The organism is Alkalilimnicola sp. S0819, from assembly GCF_009295635.1.
Taxonomy (GTDB): domain Bacteria; phylum Pseudomonadota; class Gammaproteobacteria; order Nitrococcales; family WHIW01; genus S0819.
Genome location: NZ_WHIW01000003.1, coordinates 111,318 through 129,149, shown reverse-complemented (window position 1 = coordinate 129,149; position 17,832 = coordinate 111,318). Strand labels below are relative to the sequence as shown.

General features: G+C 65.9%; 18 protein-coding genes. 2 read left to right on the top strand and 16 right to left on the bottom strand.

The window, feature by feature from the left end; all coding sequences use genetic code 11:
* Window positions 1–92 precede the first annotated feature (92 nt).
* The 5 genes from GBG68_RS03595 to rpoE are packed head-to-tail and all read right to left on the bottom strand — an operon-like array spanning window position 93 to window position 4,178.
* Window positions 93–1,529, bottom strand: coding sequence for a DegQ family serine endoprotease (locus GBG68_RS03595; RefSeq protein ID WP_193222204.1), 1,437 nt, complete (start codon window positions 1,527–1,529; stop codon window positions 93–95).
* Window positions 1,519–1,971: a SoxR reducing system RseC family protein gene (locus tag GBG68_RS03590; protein ID WP_152145224.1), complete on the bottom strand. Its 453-nt coding sequence runs from the start codon at window positions 1,969–1,971 to the stop codon at window positions 1,519–1,521. The genes GBG68_RS03595 and GBG68_RS03590 overlap by 11 nt, the downstream gene beginning before the upstream one ends.
* Entirely contained in the window at window positions 1,971–2,954 is a 984-nt protein-coding gene (locus tag GBG68_RS03585) for a MucB/RseB C-terminal domain-containing protein (RefSeq protein ID WP_152145222.1), read from the bottom strand. The genes GBG68_RS03590 and GBG68_RS03585 overlap by 1 nt, the downstream gene beginning before the upstream one ends.
* A gap of 7 nt (window positions 2,955–2,961) precedes the next feature.
* A complete protein-coding gene (locus tag GBG68_RS03580) occupies window positions 2,962–3,594 on the bottom strand; it encodes a sigma-E factor negative regulatory protein (RefSeq protein WP_152145220.1) in 633 nt (210 codons plus the stop codon).
* A gap of 5 nt (window positions 3,595–3,599) precedes the next feature.
* Entirely contained in the window at window positions 3,600–4,178 is a 579-nt protein-coding gene (gene rpoE / locus GBG68_RS03575) for an RNA polymerase sigma factor RpoE (RefSeq protein ID WP_152145218.1), read from the bottom strand.
* 185 nt (window positions 4,179–4,363) lie between these two features.
* Between rpoE and nadB the strand changes: the two genes are divergently transcribed.
* Window positions 4,364–6,013, top strand: coding sequence for an L-aspartate oxidase (nadB, locus tag GBG68_RS03570; RefSeq protein WP_152145215.1), 1,650 nt, complete (start codon window positions 4,364–4,366; stop codon window positions 6,011–6,013).
* Here nadB and GBG68_RS03565 read toward each other — a convergent pair.
* The 7 genes from GBG68_RS03565 to GBG68_RS03535 form a co-directional block, all read right to left on the bottom strand.
* On the bottom strand, window positions 5,964–6,332 hold the full coding sequence (locus tag GBG68_RS03565) for a protein YgfX (protein ID WP_152145213.1): 369 nt from the start codon (window positions 6,330–6,332) through the stop codon (window positions 5,964–5,966). The two genes, nadB and GBG68_RS03565, sit on opposite strands and share 50 nt — an antisense overlap.
* Window positions 6,333–6,390: 58 nt before the next feature.
* Entirely contained in the window at window positions 6,391–6,633 is a 243-nt protein-coding gene (locus GBG68_RS03560) for a succinate dehydrogenase assembly factor 2 (RefSeq protein ID WP_152145211.1), read from the bottom strand.
* A gap of 135 nt (window positions 6,634–6,768) precedes the next feature.
* On the bottom strand, window positions 6,769–7,548 hold the full coding sequence (locus GBG68_RS03555; RefSeq protein WP_152145209.1) for a succinate dehydrogenase iron-sulfur subunit: 780 nt from the start codon (window positions 7,546–7,548) through the stop codon (window positions 6,769–6,771).
* 30 nt (window positions 7,549–7,578) lie between these two features.
* A complete protein-coding gene (gene sdhA, locus GBG68_RS03550; protein WP_152145207.1) occupies window positions 7,579–9,369 on the bottom strand; it encodes a succinate dehydrogenase flavoprotein subunit in 1,791 nt (596 codons plus the stop codon).
* A gap of 3 nt (window positions 9,370–9,372) precedes the next feature.
* Entirely contained in the window at window positions 9,373–9,753 is a 381-nt protein-coding gene (gene sdhD / locus GBG68_RS03545) for a succinate dehydrogenase, hydrophobic membrane anchor protein (RefSeq protein WP_152145205.1), read from the bottom strand.
* Entirely contained in the window at window positions 9,753–10,145 is a 393-nt protein-coding gene (sdhC, locus tag GBG68_RS03540; protein ID WP_152145202.1) for a succinate dehydrogenase, cytochrome b556 subunit, read from the bottom strand. The genes sdhD and sdhC overlap by 1 nt, the downstream gene beginning before the upstream one ends.
* A 158-nt stretch (window positions 10,146–10,303) precedes the next feature.
* Window positions 10,304–10,474, bottom strand: a complete 171-nt coding sequence (locus GBG68_RS03535) for a DUF1674 domain-containing protein (RefSeq protein WP_226801604.1) — start codon at window positions 10,472–10,474, stop codon at window positions 10,304–10,306.
* Between the two features lie 67 nt (window positions 10,475–10,541).
* Here GBG68_RS03535 and GBG68_RS03530 point away from each other — a divergent pair, with 67 nt between their 5' ends.
* On the top strand, window positions 10,542–11,534 hold the full coding sequence (locus GBG68_RS03530) for a YgfZ/GcvT domain-containing protein (protein ID WP_152145200.1): 993 nt from the start codon (window positions 10,542–10,544) through the stop codon (window positions 11,532–11,534).
* A gap of 142 nt (window positions 11,535–11,676) precedes the next feature.
* On the opposite strand, the gene GBG68_RS03525 is transcribed toward GBG68_RS03530, so the two are convergent.
* The 4 genes from GBG68_RS03525 to GBG68_RS03510 all read right to left on the bottom strand — a co-directional run bounded on the left by GBG68_RS03525 (window position 11,677) and on the right by GBG68_RS03510 (window position 17,692).
* Complete coding sequence (locus GBG68_RS03525; RefSeq protein ID WP_226801602.1) at window positions 11,677–12,135, bottom strand: DUF4087 domain-containing protein; 459 nt, start codon at window positions 12,133–12,135, stop codon at window positions 11,677–11,679.
* Window positions 12,128–13,201: a hypothetical protein gene (locus tag GBG68_RS03520; RefSeq protein WP_152145198.1), complete on the bottom strand. Its 1,074-nt coding sequence runs from the start codon at window positions 13,199–13,201 to the stop codon at window positions 12,128–12,130. Before GBG68_RS03520 ends, GBG68_RS03525 begins: the two co-directional genes overlap by 8 nt.
* 11 nt (window positions 13,202–13,212) lie before the next feature.
* Entirely contained in the window at window positions 13,213–14,559 is a 1,347-nt protein-coding gene (locus GBG68_RS03515; protein WP_193222203.1) for an SH3 domain-containing protein, read from the bottom strand.
* A 328-nt stretch (window positions 14,560–14,887) separates the two neighbouring features.
* Window positions 14,888–17,692 (bottom strand): aconitate hydratase, encoded by a 2,805-nt coding sequence (locus tag GBG68_RS03510; RefSeq protein ID WP_319020492.1) that lies wholly within the window; start codon window positions 17,690–17,692, stop codon window positions 14,888–14,890.
* Window positions 17,693–17,832: the final 140 nt, after the last annotated feature.

Sequence of the window (17,832 nt, the reverse complement as noted above, 5' to 3'; positions counted from 1 at the left end):
GAGTCGAGATCCGGCTTCCCCGGGGCGGGCGCGTCATTCTACCTTGTGCGACGCCTTTCCCATAGGGCAATGCCCACAGTCACCGCGCGGTGCTATTCCTCGCCCGGCAGGCTGAGCGCGAGAAAGCGTGGCGCGCCGTCGCGCTGTATCAGCACAGGCACCGGCCTGCCCCGGGGCAGCTCACGGACCAGCTCACGAAAACCCTCCAGGCTATCCACCGAGCGCTGATTGATGCGCAGCAGCACATCACCGGGCAGTATGCCGGCGCGCTGGGCAGGCCCGCTGGTGACTTCCACCACCAGCAGCCCCGGGCCGTCCAGTGCCAGGGTCTCTCGCTGCTCCTGGTCCAGGCTCTCCAGGGTAAGCCCCAGTTCCCGCGCCTCTTCAGAGCCGCGCACCGGCCCGCGCATGCCGGAGGTGCTGCCGCCGATGTTCTCCGGCAACTCGCCGATGCGCACCTTCAGGCTCCGAGGCTTGCCCTCACGGATCACCTTCACCGGCACCGACTCACCAATGGCGCTGCGCCCCACCATGGGCGGCAGGGCCGCGGAGGTGCTGATTTCCCGACCGTCATACTCGACGATCACATCGCCCACCTGCAGGCCGGCCCGGGCCGCGGGGCTGCCCTCCATGACCTGGCTGACCAAGGCACCGTAGGGTTTGGACATGCCGAAGGACTGGGCCAGTTCCCGGGTCACGTCCTGGATCATCACCCCGAGCCAGCCGCGGCTGACCTTTCCGCTCTCCTTGAGCTGCTCGGCCACGTCCATGGCGAGCTCCACGGGAATGGCGAAGGACAGGCCCATGAAGCCGCCGGTGCGGCTGTAGATCTGGGAGTTGATCCCCACCACCTCGCCGTCCAGATTGAACAGCGGCCCACCGGAGTTGCCCGGGTTGATGGCCACGTCCGTCTGGATGAAGGGCACGTAGTTCTCGGTGGGCAGGTTGCGCCCCTTGGCGCTGACGATGCCGGCGGTCACGGAGTGATCGAAGCCGAAGGGCGAACCGATGGCCAGCACCCATTCCCCGACACGCAGCCGCGAGGCGCTGCCGATGGTTACCACAGGCAGATCGTTCGCCTCGATCTTCAATAGCGCCAGATCGGTGCGCTCGTCACTGCCCAGCAGTTCGGCGACGAACTCACGCCGGTCACTCAGCCGCACGATCACTTCGCTGGCGTTCCGCACAACGTGATAATTGGTGAGTATGTAGCCGCCCGCATCGATGATGAAGCCCGAGCCCAGGGACTGGGCATCACGACTCTCCGGCGGCAGCTCCCTCTCGCCCAGGAAACGGTCGATGAAATCCCGCAGCGGATGATCCGGCGGCAGATTGGGAATCTGCAGCCCACTCAAGGGGGATTCCACGCTCTGGGTGGTGCTGATGTTCACCACCGCCGCGCTGTGTTTCTCCACCAGATCGGCGAAGTCCGGCAGACCCGGGCGCGCCCAGGCCGCGCCCGCCGCGAGCATCAGCCCGATGAACAGGACCAAAGGCTGGACACAGCGGCGGAGGGGCTCAGGCTTCATCGTATTGCTCTCCGTATAGGCGTCGCAACAGACTGGGTTGGTAGCGTGGATCACGGGCGATCCGACGGCCGAACAGACGGACCCAGGCAAAACCCAGCGCCAGACCGACCAGGCCGAGCAGCACGACCAGAGCCTGCCCACGGCCCAGGCTGTCTCCCAGAGCCGCGAATACCAGCAACAGCAATAGCGGCACCAGGTAGACCGCCAGGGAGCCGCTCAACAGAGCCTGCTCCGGCAGCCCGATGAGTACGGGCTCGCCAATGCGTGCACCCAGCTCGTCAATGACCCGTATACGCAGGGGCTTGCGCCCCAGGGCCTTGGCCATCGCGCCGGTGCCGCAGCCCTTGTTCACCGCGCAGCTATCGCAGGTCGCCCGGCGCTGGGTCTCCACCCAGGCCACGCCATCCGCCACTGCCACTACGCGGCCCTCTTCCCGCAGCATCAGCCTCCCCCACCGATACGCCGTACGGCGTTGGCAATGGCTCTGACAGTGGCGGCGGGGACCTCGCCCATCGCGGTGATCTGGTGATCATCCAGTTGCCGCCCATAGGCATTCACTGCACCCATACGCGACATGCCGTCGAACACGGGCATGCCCGCCAGAGGCTCGATGTAGACGGAGACGCTGGCCAGCCCGTCGGAGAAAAGAAGATGCTCTCGAGGCCCCGTGGCTTCCCGCCCCTCGTGCTGGTAACGACGCAACAGGGTGAAGCCGGGCGGCAGCTTCGCCACCGACCAGGCCGAGGCATCCTCGGCCGAAGAGCCCGCACCGCCGCGCTCCTGGCCCCGATACCAGGTGAAGCCCTCGCCGCTGGCGCCGGGCTGAAGCAGCGCCTCATCAATGCTCTGCGGGGTGTCCAGCGAGGTGAACAGCAACTGCTCCACCGCCTCGCCCGCATCATTGTGCAGGCTGGCCCCCAGCATCAGTCCCGAAGCCTTGTCCAGCCAGAGCTGATAGCCATAGCGATAATTGTCACGGGGGCGGATGTGCAGGGCTTTGGCCGGGCGTCCGGCGATGCGGCCATCCGCACCCAGGCGAAACTCGTAGTGCTCACCCAGCGCGGCGATATCCTCGGGAACCCAGTCGGCGAAGGGGTTGCCAGGCGGGCGGTTGTCGACCAGCACGGACTTGTCGTCGGGCAGTATGCAGGTGACCTTGTCGTTGTCGCGGATAATCTCCCGCGCCGAGCCGTTCAAGGAATAGAGCCTTTCGCGCTCGCCCCCGGGCCCCGCGCGGTGAATAATGCGCAGGGTTTCCAGCTGCCCGCGATGCCTGTAAACGAAGGTGCCGATGTAGTTGCGCTCGCGTACTGCCTCGCGCATGCGTTCCAACCAGCCCCGGGCGTCATCGGGGTCTTGGGCCGCAGCCAGCGCCGGCAGACAGAGCAGGGAGAACAGCAGGCCACGTGCGCTTCTCACTACCATGGCCGGCTCAGTCTTCACGGCCGTGGCCGGCGATGCGCGCGTAGGTGAGAACACTGCCCACGCCCCCGGACGAGGCGTGTTCGCCGTGATTGACCAGATAAACGTTGAGGCGCTGCTTCACGCTCGGATCCAGGCGCTCCCAACGGGATTCGTCCAACGTTCCTCCCCGAGCGAATGCCGCCGCCTGGCCCTGGCTCAGCGAGCCTCGGGCAACCGGCTGTATGTTTGGGTTCCCGCCGCGCATGCCCGTGAGGGCAGGCGTCACTTGCCGTGAGGCCATCAATGCCTCTTGCCCCGGCGCGGTGCTTCCATCGAACCAGACCAGGACCGACACGGTGGCCACCGATGCCGCCACCGCCAGCCCCGCCACCGGACGCAGGGCACGCTTGCCAACCCGCGCCCAAAGACTGCTGCGGTACACCGCTTCCGTCTCCAATGCCGCCGTGACGCGTGATGCCAGAGTCCAGCTCTCGGCCGCCGGCAGCTCCCCGCTCATGGCCTCCCGGGCCAGGCAGTAACGGCCAATGAGTTCGGCGGACCCGGCTTGCCGCTCGAGGCTGCGCAACAAGAATGCGCGCTCCTCCCGACGCAGTTCATCGTCCACCAGTGCCGAAAGCTGCTCCTTGAGCTCGTCTTTCATAGCCGTCACCTTTCAATCAGGGGCTGCAAGCGCTTGTCGATGGCCTCCCGCGCCCGGAATATCCGGGAGCGGACGGTTCCCACGGGGCAGTCCATGGCCTGAGCGATGTCCGCGTAACTCATGCCTTCCAGCTCGCGCAGGATGATCGCCGTGCGCAGATCGTCGGGCAATGCCGCCAGCGCATCGTTCACGGTCTGTTCGATCTCGTCGCGATGGGCCAGTGCCTCGGGGGTATCGTAATCCTTGAGACGGGATTCAATGTCGTACTGCTCCGCATCCTGAGCGTCGATGTCGCTCTCCGGCGGCCGCCGACCCTGAGCCACCAGGTGGTTCTTGGCCGTGTTGATGCCGATGCGATAGAGCCAGGTGTAGAAGCTGCTGTCGCCCCGGAACCGGGGCAACGCGCGGTAGGCCTTGATGAAGGCCTCCTGGGCGACATCCAGCGCTTCGCTCGGATCATGTACGTATCGCATGATCAGTTTCACCAGCTTGTGCTGATACTTCTGTACGAGGACATCGAAAGCCTTCTTGTCCCCCGCCTGTACGCGTTTGACCAGTTCCTGATCGACCGGTGCCTTCTTCATCGGGCGCTCGACCGGAGGAACCGGATGCTCGTTCTATTGGGGTAGACCTTGGGCTGCATGGATAGTTCGCACGCGTCTGACGCTTGGAGGTATAGTGTCGCCGGCTCGTGGTAGCTTCAAGGCGGCGGATGCCGCCACCACGGCGGGTTCGAGAGTAGCCGATCGTGATTCCGGGGCGCAAGCGCATGCACAACACCGAGACGGCCTTCGACGTGCTGATCATTGGCACCGGCGCCGCGGGCCTGAGCCTCGCACTGCGCCTGCCAGCGCATCTGCGCATCGGCGTGCTCAGCAAGGGGCCGCTCGCCGAGAGTTCCAGCCTCTACGCCCAGGGCGGTGTCGCCGCGGTGCTGGATGAGCAGGATTCGGTGGAAGCGCACATCGAGGATACCCTGGTTGCCGGCGCCGGGCTCACCGCACCGGATACCGCCCGCTTCGTCGCCGAGCGTGCCGCCGCCGCCATCCACTGGCTTCAGCGCCAACAGGTGCCCTTCTCCACCGAGGCCGACGCCCGCACCCTGCACCTGACCCGCGAAGGCGGCCATAGCCATCGGCGGATCGTCCACGCCGCCGACGCCACCGGGCGCGCCATAGAGATCACCCTGGAAGAGCGGGTGCGCCAGTGCCCGCACGTCACGGTGCTCGAACACCATGTGGCGGTGGATCTGATCACCAGCGAGCGGCTGGGCCAGGCCGGCCGGCGCTGCCTGGGCGCCTATGTGCTCGACAAGGAACAAGGCCGGGTCCGGGCTCTGGCGGCCCGAAATGTAGTGCTGGCGAGCGGCGGCGCAAGCAAGGTTTACCTCTACACCTCCAACCCCGACGGTTCCACCGGTGATGGTATCGCCATGGCCTGGCGGGCCGGCTGCCGGGTGGCGAATATGGAGTTCAACCAGTTCCACCCCACCTGCCTCTACCACCCGCAGGCCAAGTCCTTCCTGATCAGCGAGGCGGTGCGCGGCGAGGGCGGCAAGCTGCGGCTGCCCGACGGCTCCACCTTCATGGAACGTTTCGACCACCGCGCCGAGCTCGCGCCCCGGGACATCGTCGCCCGGGCCATAGACCACGAAATGAAGCGCCTGGGGGCGGACTGCCTATACCTGGACATCAGCCACCAACCGCATGACTTCATCCTCGAGCACTTCCCCACCATCTATCGGCGTTGCCTGGAATACGGCTACGACATGACCCGCGAGCCCGTGCCGGTGGTGCCGGCGGCCCATTACACCTGCGGCGGGGTGTTGACCGATCTGCACGGGCGCACGGATATCAGCGGCCTGTATGCCGTGGGGGAGGTGAGCTACACAGGCCTGCACGGGGCCAATCGGCTCGCCAGCAATTCCCTGCTCGAGTGCCTGGTGTTCGCCGCCGCGGCAGCCGAGGACATCGCTGCTCGGGCCAGCGAACCGGCTCCGCCCGAGCAAGTGCCGCCCTGGGACGAGAGCCGGGTGAGCGACTCGGATGAGGCCGTGGTGGTTAGCCACAACTGGGACGAACTGCGCCGATTGATGTGGGATTACGTGGGCATCGTCCGCACCGACAAGCGTCTGGAGCGGGCCAAGCGGCGGGTGGACATGCTGCGCCGGGAAATCCACGAGTACTATGGGCATTTTCGGGTCAGCGCCGACCTGATAGAGCTGCGCAACCTCGCCCTGGTGGCGGATCTGATCATCCGCAGCGCCCAGGCCCGCAAGGAAAGCCGTGGCCTGCACTACACCCTGGATTACCCCAACTCCCTGCCCGAGACCCGCCCCACCGTATTGGTGCCGCCCGCCCCCCGCCCTTTCAGCAATCTGGGCGACGGGGAGTCGCCCGCGCCTGCGACCAAGCGGTGAGGTAGACCCGCAGCCGCCGGTGGGCATGATCGCCCAGGCAATCCCTCGGCAGTACCAGGCTGCGACGGCCTCCCGCGCCCCTTAGTCGAATCAGGCACACCGCCGGGTGGCGAAAGCCACTGGCGATGGCGTGCTTCGCCGCCACCTGGCGGTCCCCCCAACGCAGGCGCACGGCGCCGCTCGCCGCCAGGGCGATGGCACGGGGCAGATACCGGCGGCGCCGGTGCAGCGCCCACAGCGCCTCGGCCGCCAGGCCCAGTATCAGCGCCGACCACAACAGCGATACCGACGCGGGCAGGCGCGCAACCCAGGGAAGCATCAGCGCGAGACCATGACAGCCAATCAGCCAGGCCACCAGGCGTGCCGAGGGGCCGGGCTCAAGAAGCAGGGGTGCTGAGTATGAGCTGGACAATATGTTGCAGCTCCCTGTCCGTGGGTTGCTCGGAACCGATCAGCCAGTGCTGCAAATCCGTGTCTTCATGATCCAGCAGCCGGTCATAGGCGCCCTGCTCCGCTACGCTGAGCTGCGGATAGCGCCGGGCGAGGAAGCGCTCGAGCAGCACGTCGAGCTCCTTCAGCCCCCGGCGGGACTTCCAGCGGATTCTTGAAGATGCGCTCATGTACTTGTTCCTTAGGCTGTTTTCACGGAAGCTCACCGGTCGGGCGCCGCGCCTTCAGGCCAGGCCTCGCGCCCATAAAAAACGCCGGCGGAGCATCTGCCCGGCCGGCGTGTTCTGGGGCCCGGAGCGCGGGCTTTAAACCCGGCGCTCCACCATCAGCTTCTTGATCTCCGCGATGGCCTTGGCAGGGTTCAGACCCTTGGGACAGGTGCTCGCGCAGTTCATGATGGTGTGGCAGCGATACAGCTTGAACGGATCTTCCAGATCGTCCAGGCGCTCGCCGGTGGACTCATCACGGCTGTCGACGATCCAGCGATACGCCTGCAGCAGGATGGCCGGACCCAGGTAGCGATCACCGTTCCACCAGTAGCTGGGGCAGGAGGTGGAGCAGCAGGCGCACAGAATACACTCGTAGAGCCCGTCGAGCTTCGCACGGTCTTCCTTGCTCTGCAGGCGCTCCCGGTCCGGCGGGGTGGCCGACTGGGTGCGCATCCAGGGCTTGATGGAGGCGTACTGGGCATAGAAGTGCGTCAGATCCGGCACCAGATCCTTCACCACCGGCATATGCGGCAGCGGGTAGATGCGCACCTCGTCGGGCAGCTCCTGGATGTCCTTGGTGCAGGCCAGGGTGTTGCCGCCGTCGATGTTCATCGCGCAGGAGCCGCAGATGCCCTCGCGGCAGGAGCGCCGGAAGGTCAGGGTCGGGTCGATCTCGTTCTTGATCTTGATCAGCGCGTCCAGAACCATCGGCCCGCAGTTATCCAGATCCACCTCGTAGGTGTCCATGCGGGGGTTCTGGCCGTCTTCCGGCGCCCAGCGGTACACACTGAAGCGCTTCACATTCTTCGCACCCTCGGCCTTGAAGGTCTTGCCCTCGCCGACCCGCGAGTTGGCGGGAAGTTTGAACTGTGCCATTCGCTTTATCCTCGTTCCGGAATCGTCGGCTTAGTACACGCGCGCCTTCGGCGGGAAGGGCTCGACTTCGTCGGTCAGGGTGTACATGTGCACCGGGCGATAATCCAGGCTCACCTTGCCCTGCTCGTTCACCCAAGACAGGGTGTGCTTCATCCACTCCTCGTCATTGCGCTCCGGGTAGTCCTCGCGGGCGTGGGCGCCGCGGGACTCGGGCCGGTTGAGGGCGGACTGGATGGTCGCCTGGGCGCAGCCAAGCAGGTTCTCCAGCTCCAGGGTCTCGATCAGATCGGAGTTCCACACCAGGCCCCGGTCGCTGATCTTCACGTCGCTGAAGGAGGCGTACACCTCTTCCATCTTGCTCACGCCCTGCTGCAGTGACTCGCCGGTGCGGAACACCGCCGCGTAGCTCTGCATGGTGCGCTGCATATTGTCGCGAATCTCGGCGGTGCTCAGGCTGCCCTGGGCGTTGCGGATGCGGTCCAGGCGCGAGAGCGCCAGATCGGAGCCGTCCTCGGGCAGGGGCTTGTGGAGCTCGCCGGCATCCTTCACCAACTCGGCGGCGCGGATGGCCGCGGCGCGGCCGAACACCACCAGATCCAGCAGCGAGTTGGAGCCCAGACGGTTGGCGCCGTGCACGGACACACAGGCCGCCTCGCCGATGGCCATCAGGCCCGGCACCACCTGGTCGGGGTTGCCGTCCTTCAGGGTCACGACTTCGCCGTGGTAGTTGGTGGGAATGCCGCCCATGTTGTAGTGCACCGTGGGCAGCACCGGGATCGGCTCCTTGGTCACGTCCACGCCAGCGAAGATGCGGGCGGATTCGGCGATGCCCGGCAGACGCTCGTTGATCACGTCCGCACCCAGGTGCTCCAGGTGCAGGTAGATGTGGTCCTTGTTCGGACCCACGCCGCGACCTTCGTTGATCTCGATGGTCATGGAGCGGCTCACCACGTCGCGGGAGGCCAGATCCTTCGCGTTGGGGGCGTAGCGCTCCATGAAGCGCTCGCCTTCGGAGTTGGTCAGGTAACCACCCTCGCCGCGCACACCCTCGGTGATCAGGCAGCCGGAGCCGTAGATGCCGGTGGGGTGGAACTGGACGAACTCCATGTCCTGCAGCGGCAGGCCTGCGCGCAGCACCATGCCGTTGCCATCACCCGTGCAGGTGTGGGCGGAGGTGCAGGAGAAGTAGGAGCGGCCGTAGCCACCGGTGGCCAGGCAGACGATGTGGGCACGGAAGCGATGAATGTCGCCCGTGGCCAGATCGATCGCCACCACGCCGCGGCACTCGCCGTTCTCCATGATCAGATCGATGGCGAAGTACTCGATGTAGAACTCCGCCTCGTGGGCCAGCGCCTGCTGATACAGGGTGTGCAGGATGGCGTGACCGGTGCGGTCGGCGGCGGCGCAGGTGCGCTGGGCGCGTCCTTCGCCGTAATGGGTGGTCATGCCGCCGAAGGGCCGCTGGTAGATCTTGCCCTCTTCGGTGCGGGAGAACGGCACGCCGTAATGCTCCAGCTCCAGAATGGAGGGAATGGCCTGGCGACACATGTACTCGATGGCGTCCTGGTCACCGAGCCAGTCGGAGCCCTTGACGGTGTCGTACATGTGCCAGCGCCAGTCGTCCTCGCCCATATTGCCCAGTGCCGCGGAGACACCGCCCTGAGCCGCCACGGTGTGGCTGCGGGTAGGGAACAGCTTGGTGACGCAGGCGGTCTTCAGGCCCTTCTCGGCCATGCCGAAGGTGGCGCGCAGGCCGGCGCCGCCGGCACCCACCACCACGACGTCGTAGGTGTGATCGATGATGTTGTAATCGCCAGCCACGTATCAGCCTCCCAGAGAAACGCGCAGCACCGCGAAGATACCGGCCGCGGCCAGCAGATACGCGATGAATTTGACCAGATAGATGGCAAGCATCTTCTGCCATTCGACGTGCAGGTAGTCCTCGAAGATCACCTGCATGCCGTTGGCCGCGTGGTGCGCCGTCAGGCCCACCAGCAGGCTCATCAGCACCGCCGTCACCGGCGAGGCGAACCACTCACGGACCACCGCGTAATCGGCGCCGGCATAGCAGATCAGGCTGTAGACGAACCAGATGACCAGCGGCACCAGAGCGGCGGCGCTGACGCGCTCGGCCAGCCACACACCGGAGCCATGCTTGGCGGAACCCAGGCCGCGAGCCCGCTTGATCGGAGTACGCAGGTTCATCAGGCACCCCCTACGGTGTAAGCAATGATCCAGAGCAGCACGGTAATGCCGATGGAGCCGAACACGATCAGCTTGGCGGTGAACACCGCCCGATCCACTTCCACGCCGATCACCGCATCCCAGAACAGATGCCGGATGCCCGCGAGGGTGTGATAGATCAACGTCCAGGTCAGCGCGAACAGGAACACCTGCCCGACGATGCTGCCGAAGAAGCCCTGAGCCGTAGCGAAAGCCTCCGGCCCGGAGGCCAGGGCCACCAGCCACCAGATCAGCAGCACGCTGCCGGCGGTGGTCACGGCACCGGTGATGCGGTGCAGGATGGACGGCGTGCCGGTCCAGCCCTGCTTGTAAACCTGCACATGAGGGGAAAGCGGCCGATTATCGGTCTGCATTATTCATCGCTCCGCGGGTATGGGTATCGGACGGCGGCATACGCTAACCGTTAGGCCGCTCTGACGCAAGCTGTCGCGGCGCCAATAAACCGCCGCAAGCGCCTGATATTGCCCAAATTAGCAATATTTACGGGAGCTTGCGGATGGTATGGAAGTGTTCAGAAATCGGAACAGCGCCCGTTGCGCTCCCAGTCGCCGTAGCGGGTGGGCTCCGGGCCACTGGGGCCGCCGATTTCCGGTGGCAGCTCAGGGCTTTGCTCCGCCTGCGTGTTATCCTCGGGGGCCCGTGGGCTTTCCTGTTCGGGTTTCAACTTGTTCGGATCGGCCATGACCGGACGCTCCTGACTGAGTACTGGGAAGCCCCCATTATCGCACAGCAACGCGAGGTATGGCTTCATGGGCTGGCAAGAGATTTTCGCCACCGCACCGGAATTGCAGACCGCGCCCGCCGCAGCCGAGGGCAACAGCCCGGCTATCGCCGCCCTGCCCGGCTTTGGTGTGCTGGGCGTCAGCGGCGCCGACGCCGCGGGCTTTCTGCACAATCAGCTGAGCAACGATGCGGAGAATCTCGGCCCGGATGAATCTCGCCTGGCCGCCTACTGCAGCCCCAAGGGGCGGGTGATCGCCGTGGTGTTGCTGTACCGGGAAGGCGAGGACTTTCGCCTGCTCGCCCCCGTCGATCTGCTGGACACCCTGCGCAAGCGGCTCACCATGTTCGTGCTGCGCAGCAAGGTCAGCATTACCGATCTAAGCGCCGAACGCCTGGTCTGGGGCCTTGGCGGGCGCGGCTTGGCCGAGACCCTGGACGCCGTGGGGCTGGGCGCCCCGGATACGGGCAAGACCGTAGGCCACGAGGATGGCACCAGCCTGTTGCGCCTGCCGGGGGAAACGGCGCGTTATCTGCTGATCAGCACCCCGGATGCCGCCACCCGACGCCTGACCGCCCTGCGTGCGCAGTTCCTGCCCCAATCCGCCGAAGGCTGGGCGTTGGGCGACATCCGCGCCGGGTTGCCCTGGGTGCTGGACGCCACCCGGGAGACCTGGGTGCCCCAGACTCTGAACCTGGACCTGATCGGCGGCATCAATTTCCGCAAGGGCTGCTATCCGGGCCAGGAGGTGGTGGCGCGGATGAAGTACCTGGGCAAGCTGAAGCGTCGCTGCTACCGCATCAGCCTGTCTGGCTCCGAGGCACCCGCCCCGGGGAGCGAAGTGCGCGATGGCGACGAGAAGCTGGTCGGTGAGCTGGTCAACGTCGCGGCGGACGGGGCCGGCGGCTACGAAGCGCTGGCCGCCCTGCGCATGGATGCACTGGATAAACCGTTAAGCTGCGAGGGGCATCCGGTAACTCTACGCGACCTGCCCTACGAGATCAGCAACGAGACCGCCTGAGGGCGGAGGCAGGTGCGAAGGGCGTGGGCCGCGGTCCCCACACATGGACCACGAAGCACAGCCCGCGCCACTCGCTTACAGGTCCGTTGCGCCATGGCTGCTCCCCGCTTGGCCGGCTCCAGGTGGGCACCCGGCGGCTTCTTCAGGGCTCGACTGCCGCCCCGCCAGCGGAAGGTTCGCTGAGCGCGGGATCATCACGGCAGGCATCGAGTACGCGCCGCTGCGTGCCGAGGATCCGCTCAATACGCTTCGCTCGGGAATCGGTGAGGACCTCCAGGCAAGTACAGCCATAACCGTAAGCGCGATTGGTGCGCACCCACTCACCCGGCGCGAAGTCCGGCCACTGCCCTTCGGCCTGATGACCGCCCTGCAGGCCCACCAGCCATTCGCCATCCCTGTCACTCAGCCAGGCGTTGCCGGGGGTGGGGTTCTCGAACCACCCGCAACGAAGTTCGGCCGCATCCAGGGCAAACGCCGGGGCGCTCGCCAGGGCCAGCACGAAGCCAAGAAGCAGTCCTGGGATCAGTTGCATCGGCCTCCTCTCTTGCGGGGCGAACACGGTCACTGCCCCAACGGCGAAGAACGCGATTGACTCAGCCATTATGCTGTAGGTCCATCTGCTCCCGGCGGAAGGATTCGAGCCGCTGGTACTCCGAGCCGCTCAGCTTGAAACGCTCCAGAGCCGCCGCCGAGTATTGGCGCACCTCCCATAATTCATTGGCATCGGCCATCCGATCGAGCAAGGTGCGCCGCAGCGAGTCATCCACCACCGTCGATCGGGAGAGCGCCATGGCGGCACTGATCCGGTCATCCGTCGGCCGGTGTGCCGCCAGGGCCTGCACCACGGGGCGCAAGTCCTCGCCGTCCTTGGCCCAGTCGGAAATCTTGAAAAGGCTGTTGGAACGGACCCCGTCGTGGGGGTGGTGCGCCGCCAGCTCCGTGAGACTGCTTAGGGATTCCGCCGTTGCATGCTGCGACATGGGCATTACCGGCATGGCCCGTATGGCGCCCATAAGCAAGTCCGGGTCGGAATACGGCTGGCGGATGATCTGCTGGGTCATGCGCAGGGTCTCCTCGGAGGGGATTCCCAGTTCACCCAGCACCATCAGGCCGGCTTTCATCTGATCCGGTGCACCAGAGCGCACCAATTGCTGCGCCATGGTTTCCACCTCCGGGTCCTTGATCTCCGCCAGCAGGGAGCCGAGATGCTGACCGAGCACGGAGCCCGGGTCAGTGCGGAAGACGTCGATGATGCCTTGCAGCGCGAGACTATCGACGCCGGCCTTGTCCAGCAGCGCCTGCTTGAGCGCCTGGATCTCACGCTCATTCCCGAAGGCCGCACTGTTCAGCGCCATGGCCAGTCGGTCCACCGTAGCCAGGGCCTGGTCGCGGGCCCGCTGGGCGATACGCGGATCTTCGAACGCCTCGAACTCCGGCGTCTCGGCGTCGGTGCCACGCTCGACGATCGCACCATTGGCTGTTGGCTCCTGGGCCGGCCGCTGCTGGAAGGCCCAGCCATCCCGCGGCCCGTCCCGCAGCGGCGACGGCGCGGGATGCTCGACGAGCGCAGGGACTTCATCGACGGCCGCCGGGCTACCGAGCCAGTAGCCCGTCACACCACCGACCCCCAGGGCCACGAGCGCGACAATGACACGGGAAGCCTTCATGGCGTCACCCCCTACTTCGCCACTGTCGAACGTTCCAGTGCAGTCTGGAACGAGCGGGCATAGCCGGACAGCAGACTGGCCCGGTCCAGGCCGTTGACGACGCGACGGGCATTGTAATAGTCGGTGGTGCCGCGCTTGATGTAGTCGCCCAGGCGGCGACCGGTAAACATGCCGTGGTACATCCCGTGGGACATCACCGTGTAGGCGATATCGGGGCGCAAGGCAAGCTTGGGATAGGCCACCAGATCCACACCCACAATGGGAGACATCTTGGCGTAGTTGGAGCGGTGAGTCAGCTGAACGTAGCCCCGGCCCTTGTAGGTGCAACCGCCTTGGTAGCGCACGCAGGTGGTTTTGCTGTATTCGGTGATCGGCTGATAGGTGTTGGCCACCTCATGCTTGACCGTCGAGAACAGGTAGGCGATCTGACGCATCCAAACGGTCTTGTCCTTGATCGCCGGGCGGGTGTCCTTCTCGATATTGCTCAGCAGGTAATTGATGCCGTCCACCTGGCTCTTTCGCAGGGAGCCGAAGGAGGCGCGCACATGGCCCAGGAAGCGTTGGCGGTCGACGCGAAAACCGTTGCTGGAGGGCGGCGGGGGCGGCGTGTAGGTAATGGTGTCGCTGCGGACATTCGACAGGCGCCCCTGGGCGTTCTTCACCTGGAAGTAGACCCGCTTGCGGCCTGCCGCGGCGGAGAGGGTGAAAGCGGCCCGGCTGCTGTAGCGCTTCCAGCTGGCGCCCGAGAATCTGGCGTCTTCGCTGATGCGATAATAACGCGGCTGCGAGCTGCGGGTGGTGCTGTAGGCCGAGACATAGCGGCTGCTGGTGCTGTCCGTGTTCTTGTTGATATTGAAGCCGGTGAGCTCGATCTTCGGCACTGGCACCGATTGGTTCAGGTACCCGCCGTGGACCCAACGCCGCTCACTGGCATACCAGATCCGCCGCCAGGCGCCGCGGCTCTCGATCACCGCCCATTTCGCGCCCTTGCCGGTGGTGCCGACGATCCGGTATCCGGTACCGGGGCCGGAGCGAACGTTAAGCGTGGAAGCGGTGACGGTGCCGCAAGAGTATTTCTGGGATGAGGTATAGCCACTGGCGTAGATCCAGCGGGCGGCGTGGTTGAACCAGATCTGGCGCCAGCCCCCGGACTTGGCGCCGGTGGCGATGTAGCGCTCGTTCCGGTGGATCACCCCCACCACCGTGCCGCGGGTCGAGGGCGATGTGCGCACATTCAGGCCGCCCGTGGTCACCTTGAAGCCCGTACAAGACGCCGCCTCGGCATTGGCGGAGACGCCGAAGCCGGCGACTGCCAGTAACAGGCCGAGTACGGAGGCGTAAAACGATCGATTTCGCATCGGTTCCATCCTTGCTTATTGTTATCAACATCCGTGTGCACGGGAACGCGCCACTGCGGGGCTCGCCCTTGGCGGCCGCGGCCCCTTGCCAGTAGTGGCAAAGGCCTTGGACAGCGTCTCCCTGGGGTGCCGCGGAGCTGGCGGGCTATCGCTACCTCTCGGCACCCTTGCATATCGTTATATTTCAATTATCGAGCAACCATAGTCGAGCGCTTCTCAAAATCAAGGAAGGCCGATCAGAACCCGCACGATGGCGCCCTGCCCCGGGGCGAAGGGAGGCGGGACGATAACCGCCGCGCAGGCGCACGCTGGGCTTGTACCCCTGGCCTCACCCCTGAGCCAACAACTGCCGCAGCACATAGGGCAGGATGCCGCCATGCTGGTAGTAGTCGGCTTCGGCGGGCGTATCGATACGCACGGTGGCATCGAAGCTGCGAGTCTCCCCCCGGGGGTCGGTGACGGTCACGCGGACCTTGCCGGTGGGCGCCTCGGTTCCGGCCAGACCGGCAATGCTGTAGAGCTCTTCGCCGTTCAGACCCAGGCTTTCAGCGCTCTCCCCGTCCGGGAACTGCAGCGGCAGCACGCCCATGCCGATCAAGTTGGAGCGGTGGATGCGCTCATAGGACTCGGCGATCACCGCCCGCACCCCCAGCAAGGCGGTGCCCTTGGCGGCCCAGTCGCGGGAAGAGCCCGAGCCGTACTCCTTGCCCGCCAGGATCACCAGGGGGGTGCCCGCCTGGGCGTAGCTTCCCGCCGCCTCGTAGATGGTGGTGACCGGGCCATCGGGCCGGGTGAAATCGCGGGTGTAGCCGCCCTCGGTGCCGGGGGCCAATCGGTTGCGCAAGCGCAGGTTGGCGAAGGTGCCGCGTATCATCACTTCGTGGTTGCCGCGCCGGGCACCGTAGGAATTGAAGTCCTTGCGGGCGACGCCGTGTTCGGTGAGATAGCGGCCCGCCGGCGAATCCGCGGCGATCGCACCGGCGGGGCTGATGTGATCGGTGGTGACGGAGTCACCCAAGAGCGCGAGCACGCGCGCGCCCTCGATGTCCGTCAGGGGCGCGGGCTCGGCCTCCATGCCCTCGAAGAACGGCGGTTTGCGCACATAGGTCGACTCCGGCTGCCACTCGAAGGTATCGCCCGCGGGTACCTCCATGCCCTGCCAGCGTTCATCGCCGGCGTAGACGTCGGCATAGCCTGAGGTGAACATCTCCGCCTGCAGATTCTCCGCGATGGTCTGCTCGATGGCCTGCGGCGAGGGCCAGATATCCCGCAGATAAACCGGCTCGCCATCGGATCCGGTACCCAGCGGGTCCGTCGTCAGGTTGACGTGCAGGCTGCCGGCCAGCGCGTAGGCGACCACCAGCGGTGGTGAAGCCAGGAAGTTCATTCGCACCTCGGGATGGATGCGGCCCTCGAAATTACGATTGCCGGAGAGCATGGAGCAGACGATCAGGTCGTGCTCGGCGATCGCGGCGCTGACCTCGGGGATCAGCGGCCCGGAGTTGCCGATACAGGTCGTGCAGCCATAGCCCACCAGATGAAAGCCCAGCGCGTCCAGGTAGCGAGTGAGCCCCGCGCGCTCGATATAATCGGTTACCACCCGTGAGCCCGGGGCCAGCGAGGTCTTGACCCAGGGCTTGCTGAGCAGGCCCTTTTCCACGGCGTTCTTCGCCAGCAACGCCGCGCCGATCATGACCGAGGGGTTGGAGGTGTTGGTGCAGGAGGTGATGGCGGCAATCACCACGGAGCCGTGGTCGAGTTCGACACGGCGCCCATCGGCCAGCATCACCGGAACCGGGTTGGGCTGCCAGTCGGCGACAGCGCAGTTGTCGCCCGCCAGCGTGCGCGGCGCGTCGCTGGGGTCGTCGTGGCTCAGCGAGATCGGGTCGCTGGCCGGGAACGAGGAGGCGGAGGCCGCGTCCAGACCGACCTTGAGCGCTTCGGCCTGGGAATGGCCCGCCAGCAGCGCACAGACGGCATTGGGCGCGATATGCAGGGGCACGCGGTCCTGGGGCCGCTTGGGGCCGGCCAGCGAGGGTTCCACCGTTGCCAGGTCGAGCTCGATGGTCTGGGAGTACTCGGCCTCGTGGTCCGGGTCATGCCACAGGCCCTGGGCCTTGGCGTAGGCTTCGACCAGGCGGATCTGGTGCTCGTCGCGACCGGTCAGGCGCAGGTAGGAAAGCGTCTCCTGGTCGATCGGGAAGATGGCGCAGGTGGAGCCGTACTCGGGGCTCATATTGCCGATGGTGGCACGGTTCGCGAGCGGCACATTGGCGACACCAGGGCCGTAGAATTCGACGAACTTGCCCACCACGCCCGTGCGCCGCAGCAGTTCGGCCACCGTGAGCACCAGATCGGTGGCCGTGGTACCCGGGCGCAATTCCCCGGTGAGCTTGAAGCCCAGCACCTCGGGCATGAGCATGCTGACCGGCTGGCCGAGCATCGCGGCCTCGGCCTCGATACCCCCCACGCCCCAGCCGAGCACTCCCAGGCCGTTGACCATGGGCGTATGCGAGTCGGTCCCCACCAGGGTGTCCGGGTAGGCGAGCGTGCCCTGCGCCGTCTCCCGGGTGAACACGACCCGAGAAAGATATTCCAGATTCACCTGATGGCAGATGCCGGTATCCGGCGGCACGACCTTGAAATCGTCCAGCGTCTGCGCGCCCCAGCGCAGCAGCTGATAGCGTTCCGCATTGCGCTCGAATTCCAGCGCGGCGTTGGTCTGGAAGGCGTCCTCGCGCCCGAAGACATCGACGATGACCGAATGGTCGATCACCAGTTCGGTGGGAATCAGCGGATTGATCCGGCGGGCATCGCCGCCGAGATCGGCGATGGCATCCCGCATGGCCACCAGGTCGACGACGCAGGGCACGCCGGTGAAATCCTGCATCAGCACCCGCGCCGGCGTGTACTGCACTTCCTGCACCCCCACCTGCTTCGCCTGCCAGCCCGCCAGGGCTTCGATCTGCGTGGTGGTGATCCGCTCGCCGTCCTCGTTGCGCAGCAGGTTCTCCAACAGGACCTTCAGGCTGAATGGCAGCCGTTGCACGCCATCGATCCGATCGAGACGGTGGATCAGGTAGCGCTTGCCGTCGACCTCGAGCTGATCACGGGTATCGAAGCTGTTGGATATCATGACGCGTCCTCCGTAGGGGCCGGGGCGGCAAGCTACTCTATGAGTAGTAATAGCATCAGTTGCAAGGGTGGCCAGCCGCGCTGGCGGATCCGCGGCTAGCGCCTGCGGCCAATGTTCGTGGCGGGCGGTCCGGACCG

Excerpts from the sequence above, each read along its gene's own strand:
- GBG68_RS03560 (WP_152145211.1), bottom strand. The coding sequence starts at position 6,633 with ATGAGCGCATCTTCAAGAATCCGCTGGAAGTCCCGCCGGGGGCTGAAG.
- GBG68_RS03525 (WP_226801602.1), bottom strand. The coding sequence starts at position 12,135 with ATGGCTGAGTCAATCGCGTTCTTCGCCGTTGGGGCAGTGACCGTGTTC.
- GBG68_RS03565 (WP_152145213.1), bottom strand. The coding sequence starts at position 6,332 with ATGCTTCCCTGGGTTGCGCGCCTGCCCGCGTCGGTATCGCTGTTGTGG.
- GBG68_RS03535 (WP_226801604.1), bottom strand. The coding sequence starts at position 10,474 with ATGGCCGATCCGAACAAGTTGAAACCCGAACAGGAAAGCCCACGGGCC.
- nadB (WP_152145215.1), top strand. The coding sequence starts at position 4,364 with ATGCACAACACCGAGACGGCCTTCGACGTGCTGATCATTGGCACCGGC.
- GBG68_RS03595 (WP_193222204.1), bottom strand. The coding sequence starts at position 1,529 with ATGAAGCCTGAGCCCCTCCGCCGCTGTGTCCAGCCTTTGGTCCTGTTC.
- sdhD (WP_152145205.1), bottom strand. The coding sequence starts at position 9,753 with ATGAACCTGCGTACTCCGATCAAGCGGGCTCGCGGCCTGGGTTCCGCC.
- GBG68_RS03515 (WP_193222203.1), bottom strand. The coding sequence starts at position 14,559 with ATGCGAAATCGATCGTTTTACGCCTCCGTACTCGGCCTGTTACTGGCA.
- GBG68_RS03580 (WP_152145220.1), bottom strand. The coding sequence starts at position 3,594 with ATGAAAGACGAGCTCAAGGAGCAGCTTTCGGCACTGGTGGACGATGAA.
- GBG68_RS03520 (WP_152145198.1), bottom strand. The coding sequence starts at position 13,201 with ATGAAGGCTTCCCGTGTCATTGTCGCGCTCGTGGCCCTGGGGGTCGGT.
- GBG68_RS03555 (WP_152145209.1), bottom strand. The coding sequence starts at position 7,548 with ATGGCACAGTTCAAACTTCCCGCCAACTCGCGGGTCGGCGAGGGCAAG.
- sdhC (WP_152145202.1), bottom strand. The coding sequence starts at position 10,145 with ATGCAGACCGATAATCGGCCGCTTTCCCCTCATGTGCAGGTTTACAAG.
- GBG68_RS03590 (WP_152145224.1), bottom strand. The coding sequence starts at position 1,971 with ATGCTGCGGGAAGAGGGCCGCGTAGTGGCAGTGGCGGATGGCGTGGCC.
- GBG68_RS03530 (WP_152145200.1), top strand. The coding sequence starts at position 10,542 with ATGGGCTGGCAAGAGATTTTCGCCACCGCACCGGAATTGCAGACCGCG.
- rpoE (WP_152145218.1), bottom strand. The coding sequence starts at position 4,178 with ATGAAGAAGGCACCGGTCGATCAGGAACTGGTCAAACGCGTACAGGCG.
- GBG68_RS03585 (WP_152145222.1), bottom strand. The coding sequence starts at position 2,954 with ATGGTAGTGAGAAGCGCACGTGGCCTGCTGTTCTCCCTGCTCTGTCTG.